The organism is Hyella patelloides LEGE 07179 (assembly GCF_900659865.1).
GTDB lineage: Bacteria > Cyanobacteriota > Cyanobacteriia > Cyanobacteriales > Xenococcaceae > Hyella > Hyella patelloides.
Window position 1 is genome coordinate 1 of sequence record NZ_LR213961.1, and the last position, 13,283, is coordinate 13,283.

Here is a 13,283-nt window from a genome sequence, read left to right on the forward strand (position 1 = left end):
CTACAACAAACCATTATTGATTATGAGTCAGTTTCGATACGAACAAAATCGCATTATTCTAGCTAGTTTAATGGAACAAGTTGCCATTAGTAATATGGAGGAGTTGAGCGACGTTGCTGGTGTTTCTGAATTACAGATTAGAAGATTACAATATGGTCTGATTTACAAAATATCGGTAGAGACTCTTGTTAAACTGGCTGCTGCTTTAGAGATATCAATAGAACAAATGCTGGCTAAATTTACCGAGCCAACAGAATCTTCAGATGATGATTACTCTACAAGTATTCACAGTCAGCCTCCTCAAGTGTGGCAACAAGAATACCAAAAACTAGAGCAAGAAATGGCGCAACAAACGGAAATGCTAAAAAGTCAGTTTCAGCAAACTAGCATTCAAGCTATCGAATCTTGGTTGATTCAATGGCCTACAGCCGTTGCTGCAATTGAAAAAAACCCTGAGTTACCAGCGAAGAGATTAATACCTTTAGTCAAACCTGTAAAAGAATTAGTAGAGCAATGGGGTATTAAAACAATCTCTACCGTGGGAGAAGAATTACCTTACGATCCTCAATGGCATGAATTGATGACGGGCTCAGTTGAGCCAGGAACAAAAGTTAAAGTGCGTTATGTTGGCTATACAAAAGAAGATAGGATACTCTACAAAGCAAAAGTTAGTCCTGTAGAGGCTTTATGAAGTAATGTTGGGAAGCCCACGATAAGTCGGATGTTATCTTGTGGAAAAATGTAACTTGCCAAATATTTGTGTATGAAGTGAGCATGATGCAAAATACTTTCGATATAGCTAGCGATCGCTAAGACTGTGAACTAAAAAAAATAAGTCTGCGATTTTAGGGTCTTTTTCAGCGATCGCATTTAGTAAATCGCTTCACGTTTATTTTAGAGTGATTTACCAATAGGAAAGATAAGCAATCGCACAACCCGATCGTCAAATTAATTACTATGGATTCAAGAACATATTATGGCAATCTACAGTAATATCACAAAAGATTAATGAAACAGCCAATAGTTTCTAGATTGAATCGATGGATAGTAGCCTTTCTATTGAGCTTTTTCTTAGTTTGGTTGTGCTACTGCATCTCTCCTGTTTTTTCCCAATCATCTTCATCTCAGGTAGAAGTATTTGAATCGGCTTGGAGTAAGGTTAAAGATAACTTTTTCGATCCCGATTTGAACGGTGTAGATTGGGAGAAAATGCGATCGCAGTACAAACCCCAAGCAGCACAAGCTAAATCCACTAAAGAGCTAGCAGAAATTATCAACCAAATGCTTGGAGAGTTAAACACTTCTCACACGCACTTTTATACTCAAGATGAACCAGCTTATTATCAGATTGCAGGAATTTTTCGTCGGTTTTTGCGAGAAGATTTAAAACCATTCTTACCTGATGGCAAATTAGAATATACGGGCATTGGTATCTATACGGAAAAGATTGACAATAAAACTTTTATCAAAGCAATCATCAATGGTTCTCCTGCTGAAAAAGCGGGACTTAAAGTAGGCGATGAATTACTAAGTGTTGAAAATCAACCTTTTCAAGCCATTCAATCATTTGTCGGCAAAGCAGATCGAGAAGTTCCCGTGTTAATTCAACACACTGCTGATGCTTCACCCCAAGAAATTGTCGTAATTCCCAAAGTATTCAATCCCGCTACGATGTTTTTGGATGCAGTAAAAGATAGTGTTGAGGTAATCGAACAAGACGATACAAAAATTGGCTATATTCATATTTGGTCTTATGCTGACCTCAAATACCAAGAACAGCTTGAGACAGAGTTGGTTTACGATCGCCTTAAGGACACTGATGGTTTGGTTTGGGATATTCGTGATGGCTGGGGAGGAGCAAGCCCTACTTACCTTAATATTTTTACTGCACCAGTACCCACTATTACCAGTATTTTCCGTGATGGTGTTGCTAGAGACAGACAAATGCAATGGCAAAAACCAGTGGTAATGCTGGTCAATCAAGGATCGCGCAGTGGTAAAGAAATTCTTGCTTATGGTTTTCGTAAATATGGCGTGGGACAAATTGTAGGTAGTGAAACCGCAGGTGCAGTAGTTGCAGGTCGCCCTTATATTATGCCAGATGGCAGTTTGCTATACTTAGCTGTTGCTGATGTTTATGTTGATGGAGAACGTTTAGAAGGTCAAGGTATCGTACCCGATGTTCGAGTTTCTCTTCCAATTCCCTATGCTCAAGGAATCGATTTGCAAAAAGAACAAGCAGTGGAAACTGTGTTGGATTCGATCGGCAAAGCTAGTACTATGCGATTGCTGATTAACCTCGACTGATAACTTTAAACTAGATTAAAATGATTATTAACTATAGAAAGAGCTTCAGCAGTATTAAGAAAAAGAATTGAGTTACAGTTAGTTTAGAACTTTTTAAGCTTAATACTATCCTTCCCAAATTGCTAACTGTCTTGATGCTGCGACGAAGCAATTAAGCCATTTTGGTGGATAAAGAAAATGATCGTAAGCTAACGCCATTTGTCTTGCTGCTTCAGTATATGGTACTTGACCAATTCCTGTACCCAAACCAGGACAGACAACACTACCAATAGATTCAGGGTGTGCTTTATTATATTGACGTACAGCTAATAACATTGCCCACATCGCTACATAAGGAATATCTGTACCTTGAATTTTCATTGGTACTCGCATGGTGGGTGTGTGAGCAAGAAAAGGATGTTCAGGATGTCCTGTTTTGACAATTAATGATGTACCAATAGGTTGCTCTCCTAAATAATCATCTAGAATACGCTGTTGTACTTTTTCTTCTAAAGAACGACCAAAAAAACTTGTAATAGCTGCATCCATACCACCATCCATCATACCGAAAGAGTTAGCAGGACTCACTAAACAATCGTATTTCGTTAGCCACTCAAAAGAGTTATTAATTATTTCGACATTGGGTAAATAAGCGAAAGATTCTTGAAATGCTTTGTAAAGAGAATAGTTAGGTGCAACAAGTATTAATTTCAACTAAAAAGTATTATCTCCGTATTGCTTTTGAGCATAGCAGAGATAGAAATGTATTACAACACTTCTTGATTTGATCTTACCAGATAGCGATCGCATATCAGAAGAAATGCGACAAATTCGGATAATTATGTCCGATAATAGAATAATGAGAGGAAACGAGTTTATCCAAAAAGTTAAAAAACTAGCTAAGAAGCGCGGTATTGAATCTCGTGTTGATAAGAAGCGTGGGCTTTGGCTCTCATGTAACTCTTTATTTTGGTAAAAGATTCACCATAGTTAGAAATCCCAAAGATGAGTTAAAAACAGGAACTTTGAAAGCTATGTTAGCTCAATTAGAAATTAGAGAAGATGAACTATAATCAAACAATTATTATGAAAAGATTTACTTTTCCTGCTATCTTAACTCCTGATAATGATGGTGGTTTTGTGGTTACATTCCGAGATTTACCTGAAGCTATTACTCAAGGAGATACCGAACAACAAGCATTAATAGAAGCAACGGATTGTTGAGAAGAAGCGATCGCTGCTAGAATTGATGACAAGCTTGATATACCATACCCTTCATCATCTCAAGCAACAGAACATCTCATTATCTTACCAATTCAGACTGCGCTTAAAGCTGCTTTGTATTCAGCAATGCAAGAAAAAGCTATGACTAAGGTACAATTAGCCCGTTTATTAGATGTAGATGAAAAAGAAGTAAGACGTATTCTCGATCCTCGTCATGGTACTAAATTGCTAACGATAGAAAGAGCTTTAGCAGCATTAGGAAAAAGAATTGAATTACAGTTAGTTTCTTAGTAGTAGTGTATAACTCTATACAAATATTATCGGCTCAAGAAAAGAGATTTAATCTGTAAAGACATAGATTCCATATCAAAATATTGATGATTCAATTTATATGCCATTTTCTCTATTCCATATATTTGAAATCCGAACGATAGGTAAAGTTGTTTTGCTGGGAGGTTATTTGTAACCACATCAAGTAATAATATTTCTATCTCCTTAATAGCTTTAGCTCTTTCAATTAATTCATTTAGCAATAATTTACCGATACCTTTTTTTCGATATTTTGGTTGAACATACATAGAGCGAATATATGCTTTATGCCTGAGTTTCATTCTTGATTCTTGATGAAATGCGACGATTCCAATTAAATCTTTATCCTTATAACAGCCCAAGATAAAGTTATTCTTATCTACTGGTATTTTCTCCCTAAATGTATCTATCGTCATAATGGCTTCTTCATGATACATTGTGCCAAAGAAATCTGGATTATTATCTAAAGCTTCTAATCTGATATTCCTATAATTTTCTGCATCATGTTTGATTAATTTTTTAATTTTCATGATCGTGAATAAATCATCAACTAACAAAGCTTAAAAATATAGTGTTTAGCAATTAAATAGCTCTTGTAAACTGGTCTTCTAAAGCTTAGTCTAAAAAAGTTAAGAAAAACGCTTTTATGATTTTATATATTAACTCTTACTCCTGTTTGCACTTGCCATAAATTGTTGTAAACACCTGCCTTTGCTAATAATTGTTCGTGAGTACCTTGTTCGACAATTTTTCCGTATTCTAAGACATAAATACAGTCTGCATGGCGTATAGTAGATAGGCGGTGAGCGATCGCAATTGTGGTTCTATTTCGGGTTATTTTTTCTAACGATCTGGCAATGGCTGCTTCGGTTTCATTATCTACGGCAGATGTGGCTTCATCTAATATCAGGATAGGGGGATTCTTAAGAACTGCTCTAGCAATTGCAATTCTTTGTCTTTGTCCTCCTGAGAGTTTTTGTCCTCTTTCTCCTACAATAGTTGCGTAGCCTTGAGGCAGGTTTGAGATAAATTCGTGTGCCTCTGCTATCTGAGCAGCTTTGATTATTTCTATTTCTGTAGCTGTATTATTTCCGTAAACAATATTATCTTTAACTGTGCCATGAAATAAAAAGACATCTTGGCTAACTAATCCCATACTTTGCCGTAAATTAGTTAAATCTATATCTTTAATATCAATACCATCGAGGGTAATTGTTCCTAAATTTGTTTCATAGAAACGCAACAGTAACTTTACTAAAGTACTCTTACCAGAACCAGTAGAACCCACTATAGCAACTGTGTCTCCTGCGGGAATATTTAAAGAGAGATTTTCGATAACAGGCTGTCTTTCATTGTAGGCAAAGGTAATATTTTTTAGTTGAATTTCCCCTTTGATATTGCTAGTGGGTAAAGATAAATTACCAGAATGAATTGTAATGGGAGTATCTAATAAATCCATCGCTCGATTAATCGAAGCCATTGCTCTTTGATATAAGTCAAGAGTTTGTCCTAATCTGGTCAAGGGCCATAATAAACGTTGAGTTAAAAATACTAAAACACTGTAAGTACCAACTGCCAAATTACCGTTAATAACTTCCATGCCACCGTAAAGCAAAATACCATTAAAGCCTAGAAGAATAATCATCCGAATCAGAGGAATAAAAGCAGCTGAAAAAGCGATCGCCGATCGATTACTTTGACGATAATTTTCACTTTCAATTCTTAATCTTTCGATTTCATAAGCTTCAGTTGTAAAACTTTTAATTGTAGTAATACCGCTTAAATTATTAGCTAGACGACTATTAAGCACACTAACTTTATCTCTGACATCAGCATAACGAGGAGCAAGTTTTTTCTGAAAAGAGATCGACCCCCATAAAATAAAAGGAATGGGTAAAATTGCCATCCAAGCAAATTCAGGAACCATAATTATATACGCGCCACCAATAATAATTACGGTAGTTAATACCTGAATTATTTCGTTTGCCCCAACATCTAAAAAGCGTTCTAACTGATTAATATCATCATTTAAAATTGAGAGCAAAGTCCCCGTACTACGGTCTTCAAAATAGGCTAATTCTAAATCTTGAACATGGCTATAAGCATTTAAACGTAGATTATGTTGAATACTCTGTGCTAAATTGCGCCATAACTTTTCAAGGGTATATTCAAAGGCAGATTCTAAACCCCAAACAATTGCAGAAATAATACAAATAATTAGCAATTGTTGAAAAGTGTCGGTAATACCAAACTGGGCAATGATGGAGTTATCTTGTTTAATTACGACATCCACCGCAGCACCAATTAAAGCAGGAGGAGCAAGATCGAATAGCTTATTTAGTACAGAACAAATTGCTGCTTGCCAAATTAAAACCCGATATTTTCTACCGTATCTCGATAAACGTAATAATGGATGTTTTTTTTTCGTCATTTGTTAGTTATTAGTTGCTGGTTGTTATCGTATTTAATCAATTGATATAGTGCTTTGATTTATTTATTCGTTTGCTGATTGCTGGTTGTTATCGTATTTAATTGATTGATATGATGCGAGATATTGCTAAAACGGGATACTAGTGGCTGGTAGTTAGTGGTTTGTCTTCTTCTAATTGATGGGCAAGCTAACTAATAAAAAGAACAAACCCAACAAGCTACGAGCCAAGAGCTATTTCCCTAATCATTCATCCCTTAAAACATTCCTCCGATGGCAAAACGGGCTAACCAAAAGGGAATAAGAGTACCTAGAGCTAGCCAATCTCGCCAGCGTAGTCTTAATTGATGCCATTGCACCTTATGTTCATTGGGGCTGGTAAAACCTCTGATATCCATGGCTACGGCAATTTGTTCGGCTCGCATTAAGAGATTTTCTAGTAACTTCTCTGCCACAATCAACCATACCTGTAAACTACGGCGAATTCCTAATTCTTTCCAATTAATCGCCCTGGTACTAATAGAGCGAATCAAGTTTTGTATTTCTTCTAATACTAAAGGAATAAAACGCAAAGAAAGAGTTAAAGTAAGAGCAATTTCTGTAATGGGTAGTTTGAAGCGACGCAAAGGACTCATTAAGTCTTCTAAACCTGCGGTGATTTCTTCTGGTGCAGTAGTCAAAAGATAAAGATTCGTGCTGTAAATTAAGGTAAAAACCAAAGTGGCTACTCGCACCGCAACATCAAGAGAACGACGAGTAATGGTAAATTGACCTAAATCTACCAACACATATTGATAATCTGTGGGTTGAGGTAAATCAAGCTCGGTAGCTGGTAACCTTGGTTGATGAGTTATCGCTAAACCGTCAGGAGCGATCGCAGTAATCAGAAAAACTAACACAGATAACGTTAGTAACCAACCCATTTGCTGTTTCCAAACTCGCAACGGAATCGCAGCCGAAATAGTTAACAATACCAACAACGCAACTAACCCCAAACGCCAATAGGGATTAGCCAACAACGGCGCAGCTAAAAAAGTCATTAGCCAAGCTAATTTTACTCTAGGATCGATTTTATGTAGCCAAGTAACGGGTTGTTCTAAATACAGTCCAATAGGAAGCGATCGCAATAAGTCCATTCTGGGTTATGTGTCTCCTGTTTGTCTATAACAATTATGCAACGCCAGAAAAAACACGCCTCTCTTAACATAAGATTGACGCGTCACACTTAAGGTAAGGCAAACCTGAAATTTTTTGGCTAATTCTATTTAACAAAGCCTCTCTGGGCGAAGATGTTCTCGATCTGAGGTTCTCTTCAACAAAATTTATGTAACTTTATCATTGAAATAAAACAATCATATCTGATTTGTAATAGATTAAATACTATAATAGCTTTTAATTAATTGAAAAAAAATGTAACAAAATAAAAGAAATATTTATGAACGAGACTTTTAGTCAGACGATCTGGCTAGTTCCTTTATATGCTTTAATTGGTGCGGTGTTAGCTATTCCTTGGTCGCCTGGTATTATTCGTAATACTGGCCCTAGACCATCGGGTTATCTGAATACTCTGATGACTTTTATTGCCTTGGTTCACAGTTTATTGGCTTTGAGAGAAGTTTGGGAACAGCCAGTTCAATATTTATCTTTTCAGTGGCTTCAAGCTGCCAATTTGAGTATCTCTTTCGATCTGGAAATTTCTGTAATCACTATTTCTGCATTATTACTGGTTTCTGGTTTAAATTTCATTGCTCAAATTTACGCCATCGGTTACATGGAAATGGATTGGGGTTGGGCGCGTTTTTATTGTTTACTAGCTTTGTTTGAAGCGGGGATGTCCACTTTGGTGTTGTGTAATTCCCTTTTCTTTAGCTATGTAGTTTTAGAAATTCTTACTTTAGGAACTTATTTATTGATTGGCTTGTGGTTTAACCAATCTTTAGTAGTTACTGGGGCGAGAGATGCCTTTTTAACCAAACGGGTAGGAGATTTAATTTTGTTAATGGGAGTAGTAGCTCTGTTACCCCTCGCAGGTACTTGGAACTATACAGAGTTAGCACAGTGGGCAAATACGACTACTATTGACCCCAAGGTAGCTACATTACTTTGTTTAGCATTAATTGCTGGGCCTTTGGGGAAATGCGCTCAATTTCCCTTGCATTTGTGGTTGGATGAGGCAATGGAAGGGCCAATGCCTGGTACGATTCTACGGAATACCATTGTCGTTTCCACTGGTGCTTGGGTACTAATTAAGTTACAGCCAGTATTGGCATTGTCTCCTTTTGCTTCTAACTTTATGGTGGGTATAGGTGCCACAACAGCTATCGGTGCGGGATTAATTGCGATCGCTCAAATTGATATTAAACGCTCTCTTTCCTATTCTGTCAGTGCTTACATGGGTTTAGTGTTTATTGCTGTGGGAACACAACACGATGTCACTGCTTTGAGATTGCTATTTACCTACGCAGTAGCGATGTCTTTGTTAGTAATGAGTATTGGCGGTATAGTTTTAAATAATATTACTCAAGATTTGACCCAATACGGCGGTTTATGGTCGCGTCGTCCTATTTCTGGAATATGCTTTTTGGTTGGTGCTGCTTCACTGGTTGCTTTCCCTCCTTTGGGTTGTTTTTGGACGTTAACCGAATTAGCTAGTGACTTATGGTTGTCTCGTCCTTGGTTAATAGCAGTATTTGTAATTGTTAATGGTTTAACTGCATTTAGTTTGACTCGCGAATTTAGCTTAATTTTTGGTGGTAAACCCAAACCAATGACTGTACGATCTCCCGAAGGCTTATGGGCGTTAGTCTTACCAATGACTTTTATGATGGGATTTGCTTTACACGTACCAATTTTATTACAGCAATGGGGTTTATTACCTCAGTGGCAAGATTTGAATTTAACGGTTGTTATTCCTTTGGTTATTTCGACTTTTGTGGGTGTAGGTGCAGCAGCTTTGATTTATCTTAACGACAAGATTGCCAAGCCAATTGTTTTAAAACCGAAAGCTTTACAAGACTTTTTTGCTTACGATCTTTATACGGCACAACTGTATCGTGTCACGATTGTTTTTGTAGTGGGTTTAGTTTCTCAAATTATTGCTTGGTGCGATCGCTATTTAGTTGATGGCGTAATTAATTTAGTAGGTTTTGCAACTATTTTTAGTGGTGAAAGTTTAAAATACAACACTTCTGGTAATGTTCAATCTTATGTATTATCGATCTTATTGGGAGTAGGCTTATTTATTGGGATAGCTTGTATACCTTTTATCAATCAATTATCTTTTTAGTTTTATTTAATTGATTGAATGGATAATCGTCCACATCCTTTATACAAATGAACATGGATTTAATTGATGTTTTATTTCTTACAAGTTTAACAAGTCTTACTATCTATAATTTACCTCTATAAAAAGAAAATTAGAAAAAACAACTAACAACAAACAAATGCTGAGTTTTTTATTATGGTTGCCTGTAGTGGGCGCAATTATTATTGGTTTTTCCCCAGGAAAATTAGAATCGGCAAAATTACGCCAAATTACAACTATCTTTGCTGTAGCAGTTTTCGCTACCACAATTTGGTTATTAACTCAGTTTGATATCAATAATACTAGCTGGCAATTTTCCGAATATTTACCTTGGGCTGAACCCATTGGCTTGAGCTATAGTTTAGCAGTAGATGGGTTATCTTTACCATTGCTGGTTTTAAATGCTTTACTTACTATTATTGCTATTTATAGTATTGGAGAAAATGTCGAACGTCCTCGCCTTTATTATTCTTTAATTCTGTTAATTAATGCAGGTGTTACGGGGGCGTTAACTGCTCAAAACTTACTGCTATTTGTGACTTTCTACGAACTAGAATTAATTCCTTTCTATTTGATGATTGCTATTTGGGGGGGAGAAAAAAGAGGTTATGCAGCAACTAAATTTTTAATTTATACCGCCGTATCAGGACTACTCGTATTGGCAGCCTTTTTAGGCATTGGTTTTCTTAATGGTGCGACCAGTTTTGATTACGATACTATCACCACCCAAGGCTTATCTTTGACCACACAACTAATATTATTAACTGTTTTATTAGTCGGCTTTGGCATTAAAATTCCTTTAGTTCCTTTGCATACCTGGTTGCCTGATGCCTATACAGAAGCTTCTCCTGCTGTTACCATTCTTCTTGGCGGAATCCTAGCAAAATTAGGAACTTATGGTTTAATTCGTTTTGGATTACAGTTATTTCCTGAAGCCTGGTCGATTGTCGCCCCTGGATTAGCGATTATTGGCACAGTCAGCGTCTTGTATGGGGCGTTAAATGCGATCGCACAAAAAGATATCAAACGCATGGTAGCATACAGTTCTATCGGTCACATGGGCTATATTCTAGTTGCGGTTGCTGCTGGTACAGAGTTGAGTATTTTGGGTGCAGTAGCCCAAATGATTGGACATGGTTTAATCCTGGCTTTACTCTTCCACCTAGTTGGGATTGTCGAACGCAAAGTAGGTACTCGCGACTTAGATGTTCTCAATGGTTTAATGAATCCCATTCGCGGTTTACCCCTCACCAGTGCGTTATTGATCGCAGCAGGTATGGCTAGTGCGGGAATTCCTGGTTTAGTAGGATTTGTAGCAGAATTTATCATTTTCCAGGGCAGTTTTAGTACTTTTCCGATTCCGACATTGCTTTGCATAATTGCTTCTGGTTTAACTGCCGTTTACTTTGTTATTCTGCTCAATCGCACCTGTTTCGGCAAATTAGACAACAACTTAGCATATTATGCCCCAGTATTGCGATCGGAAACTATTCCCGCCTTTGTGTTAACTGCCATTATTTTCTTCCTTGGTATCCAGCCTAACTGGTTATTGCGTTGGACTGAAACGACTACAAATCAGTTATCAGTCGTCAGTTATCAGTCGTCAGTTACTAGTGAACAGTTGGCAGTAAAGAGCAAACAGTTATCAGTTAACAATGTCCGTAGATAAACACAGATAAATCAATGCAGATAAATAAGAGCAAAAATTAATTAACAACAAATTGTCAGGGCTGTTCGCTCCTACCCACTAAAAACATTATGATCCAAACACCTACTACACCGACAAAACTTCCGCCTTCAACTCATCCCTTTGCTGATGTGATTCATCGCCTAGAAGCAGGTGGTTCAATGTTACCCGATACTCCAGAAAATCTGATGCAGATAATTGGTATTTATAAAGCCTATGCTGTACCGATGGATTTTTATTGGCGTGACTTACTTTATATTGCGGAAAGAGTCTTTTTGAATCCCCTTCCCTTCTTTAAATATTTTTTACCTCAAGAATATTTGGATTTACCCAATCACTATGCAGGGGATGATGCCGATCTTAAAGTTTGGCGGGGAACAGCATCAGCACATCCTGAATTATTAGAGTTCATGGAAAAGGGTAAAACCCGCAAAATGTCCAAACTAATGCATCATTTGTGGCACGATCGCATTAATATGGAGTTTGCTGAAGCTTGTATGCGGGCAATGCTGTGGCATGGTAGAGATATGGGTTGGGGTAAGTTTGATGCTTATCTAGACACGGAAGAATATCAAGCTAATGCAGACAAGGCAATTAAAGCCTATTTTAAAAACAATCCTGCCATGTTGGGGCTTTATAAACTTTTCCCTGAGATGTTTCTCGAACAAGTCAGACAGTTATCTTATTATTCCAACCTCGGTTTATTCTGGGAAGTCATGGCACCTGTTTTCTTTGAAATGTCTGATATTTACGATGAAGGCGGATTTAAAGGTGTCCCCGATGCCATGGATTTCTTAGTTAATGGAATCTTTGCAATGGCAGGTAGACCAATTTATCATCATGTATATATTGGGGATGAATGCTATGAAATTATTCCTAAAGCAAAAGGTTTTACTTGGTTATACGAGGCTGCATTACCCTACGTAGAAGCCGTCTTTTATCGTACTGCACCTTTCCGTGGAACTAAATCTTATAATGCCCAAGCCAAACAAGTACCTCAAGAGCAAAAAGATTTTCACTACGGTATTTTATACGCTGATGTCTTTCCTGTGGGTACTGCGGGAATTCCCCCCACCCTGTTAATGGATGATATGTATCATTTTCTCCCCGATTATTTACAAAAATACTATCAGCAACATTGTCGAGGAGAACAAGATAGTTTAATTCAATTGGGAATTACTTTTCAGCGATCAATGTATAACGTAACTTCGGCAGTAATTCAAGCATTGCGCCAAGCATTACTATATCCTTTAGACGATCCTAATCCCAAACATTTACTTAAAAATCGTCAATTTTTTGAATCGCAAATAGATCGTTTTTTACGCCCCGAAGCTCGTTTAAAAAATATTCAATCTTCATCTTATCGTTAACTTGAAGCTCTTATATTGAGTTTCTATGAGAGTTTTATAGTTGGTATTGTTGCGATATTTGTGATTAATTATTGGTCGTTAATCATCAAAACAAATAACAAAGAACGCTTAACGATAACTTATTACTAGAACTTAATATTACACCGAGTCAGATTTTTCTAATACTTATTGGCAAAGAATAGTTATGAATTCTCAAAAAGAATCTTCCGAAATTATGTTTATTTCTGCGATCGCTTTCTTTTGCTCTTTAATAGTTGCTGTTTTTACTTGGTTGTAAGGTCAGGTGATTTTTCTTATATTTAAGTAACTTATATAGGTTAGCTTTTCGTAGATAAAGTATGACTTAATTTAATTTGTCTAAGGAATGAGAATTTAATAAAATCCAAAATTAAAATATCGGTGCGTTACGCTGACGCTAACAACACCCTACCTAATCTATAAGTTATTTAATTCACGATCCTCAATGCTAAATAATCAACTGAATGTCATCCTTAAGCAAGCTAGTTTATCAGATCATGAAAGAATCAAAGATTTTTATCATGGTTGTAACCCACATTCCGCACGTCAAAACGGAGCATAAAGCAATCAGAAAAATAATCTCCTAAAAGAGATACTAGAATCAGTAAAAGTACTGAATAATAAATAGTTCTCTTTAGTTTGAATAGAACTAAAATA

Annotated in this window: 12 protein-coding genes; 8 read left to right on the forward strand and 4 right to left on the reverse strand. The window is 36.7% G+C overall.

Translation table 11 applies throughout. The features are described 5' to 3' along the window. On the forward strand, nucleotides 1-691 hold a 691-nt coding region (locus tag H1P_RS23555), incomplete at its 5' end, for a helix-turn-helix domain-containing protein (protein WP_246141926.1). Nucleotides 692-1,008: 317 nt separating this feature from the next. Further along, a complete protein-coding gene (locus H1P_RS23560) occupies nucleotides 1,009-2,307 on the forward strand; it encodes a S41 family peptidase (RefSeq protein ID WP_144871945.1) in 1,299 nt (432 codons plus the stop codon). A 105-nt stretch (nucleotides 2,308-2,412) separates the two neighbouring features. On the opposite strand, the gene H1P_RS23565 is transcribed toward H1P_RS23560, so the two are convergent. Then, nucleotides 2,413-3,000 carry a macro domain-containing protein gene (locus H1P_RS23565; RefSeq protein ID WP_144871947.1) on the reverse strand — a complete coding sequence of 196 codons (588 nt, stop codon included), beginning with the start codon at nucleotides 2,998-3,000 and terminating at the stop codon, nucleotides 2,413-2,415. A 209-nt stretch (nucleotides 3,001-3,209) separates the two neighbouring features. On the opposite strand from H1P_RS23565, the gene H1P_RS37630 reads away from it, so the two are divergent. From H1P_RS37630 to H1P_RS37640, 3 genes are all read left to right on the forward strand, one after another. Further along, on the forward strand, nucleotides 3,210-3,359 hold the full coding sequence (locus H1P_RS37630) for a type II toxin-antitoxin system HicA family toxin (RefSeq protein WP_222427195.1): 150 nt from the start codon (nucleotides 3,210-3,212) through the stop codon (nucleotides 3,357-3,359). A 13-nt stretch (nucleotides 3,360-3,372) separates the two neighbouring features. Then, complete coding sequence (locus H1P_RS37635) at nucleotides 3,373-3,510, forward strand: type II toxin-antitoxin system HicB family antitoxin (RefSeq protein ID WP_222427196.1); 138 nt, start codon at nucleotides 3,373-3,375, stop codon at nucleotides 3,508-3,510. A 141-nt stretch (nucleotides 3,511-3,651) separates the two neighbouring features. Beyond that, a complete protein-coding gene (locus tag H1P_RS37640) occupies nucleotides 3,652-3,801 on the forward strand; it encodes a hypothetical protein (RefSeq protein WP_222427197.1) in 150 nt (49 codons plus the stop codon). A 26-nt stretch (nucleotides 3,802-3,827) separates the two neighbouring features. Here the strand turns inward: H1P_RS37640 and H1P_RS23580 are convergent, their stop codons facing one another. From H1P_RS23580 to H1P_RS23590, 3 genes are all read right to left on the reverse strand, one after another. Beyond that, a complete protein-coding gene (locus H1P_RS23580) occupies nucleotides 3,828-4,349 on the reverse strand; it encodes a GNAT family N-acetyltransferase (RefSeq protein WP_144871949.1) in 522 nt (173 codons plus the stop codon). A 122-nt stretch (nucleotides 4,350-4,471) separates the two neighbouring features. Beyond that, the gene (locus H1P_RS23585) at nucleotides 4,472-6,250 is read right to left on the reverse strand and encodes an ABC transporter ATP-binding protein (RefSeq protein WP_144871951.1); all 1,779 of its coding nucleotides are present in this window, start codon (nucleotides 6,248-6,250) and stop codon (nucleotides 4,472-4,474) included. A 254-nt stretch (nucleotides 6,251-6,504) separates the two neighbouring features. Beyond that, entirely contained in the window at nucleotides 6,505-7,383 is an 879-nt protein-coding gene (locus H1P_RS23590; protein WP_144871953.1) for an energy-coupling factor transporter transmembrane component T family protein, read from the reverse strand. A gap of 299 nt (nucleotides 7,384-7,682) precedes the next feature. Between H1P_RS23590 and H1P_RS23595 the strand changes: the two genes are divergently transcribed. The 3 genes from H1P_RS23595 (at nucleotide 7,683) to H1P_RS23605 (ending at nucleotide 12,608) form a co-directional block, all read left to right on the forward strand. Beyond that, nucleotides 7,683-9,533, forward strand: coding sequence for an NAD(P)H-quinone oxidoreductase subunit F (locus H1P_RS23595; RefSeq protein WP_144871955.1), 1,851 nt, complete (start codon nucleotides 7,683-7,685; stop codon nucleotides 9,531-9,533). A gap of 157 nt (nucleotides 9,534-9,690) precedes the next feature. Further along, nucleotides 9,691-11,220, forward strand: a complete 1,530-nt coding sequence (locus H1P_RS23600) for an NADH-quinone oxidoreductase subunit M (RefSeq protein ID WP_144871957.1) — start codon at nucleotides 9,691-9,693, stop codon at nucleotides 11,218-11,220. Nucleotides 11,221-11,309: 89 nt separating this feature from the next. Further along, the gene (locus tag H1P_RS23605) at nucleotides 11,310-12,608 is read left to right on the forward strand and encodes a CO2 hydration protein (protein WP_144871959.1); all 1,299 of its coding nucleotides are present in this window, start codon (nucleotides 11,310-11,312) and stop codon (nucleotides 12,606-12,608) included. The last annotated feature ends 675 nt before the right edge of the window (nucleotides 12,609-13,283 follow it).

Excerpts from the sequence above, each read along its gene's own strand:
- H1P_RS23580 (WP_144871949.1), bottom strand. The coding sequence starts at position 4,349 with ATGAAAATTAAAAAATTAATCAAACATGATGCAGAAAATTATAGGAAT.
- H1P_RS23590 (WP_144871953.1), bottom strand. The coding sequence starts at position 7,383 with ATGGACTTATTGCGATCGCTTCCTATTGGACTGTATTTAGAACAACCC.
- H1P_RS23585 (WP_144871951.1), bottom strand. The coding sequence starts at position 6,250 with ATGACGAAAAAAAAACATCCATTATTACGTTTATCGAGATACGGTAGA.
- H1P_RS23600 (WP_144871957.1), top strand. The coding sequence starts at position 9,691 with ATGCTGAGTTTTTTATTATGGTTGCCTGTAGTGGGCGCAATTATTATT.
- H1P_RS23595 (WP_144871955.1), top strand. The coding sequence starts at position 7,683 with ATGAACGAGACTTTTAGTCAGACGATCTGGCTAGTTCCTTTATATGCT.
- H1P_RS37635 (WP_222427196.1), top strand. The coding sequence starts at position 3,373 with ATGAAAAGATTTACTTTTCCTGCTATCTTAACTCCTGATAATGATGGT.
- H1P_RS23605 (WP_144871959.1), top strand. The coding sequence starts at position 11,310 with ATGATCCAAACACCTACTACACCGACAAAACTTCCGCCTTCAACTCAT.
- H1P_RS23560 (WP_144871945.1), top strand. The coding sequence starts at position 1,009 with ATGAAACAGCCAATAGTTTCTAGATTGAATCGATGGATAGTAGCCTTT.
- H1P_RS37640 (WP_222427197.1), top strand. The coding sequence starts at position 3,652 with ATGACTAAGGTACAATTAGCCCGTTTATTAGATGTAGATGAAAAAGAA.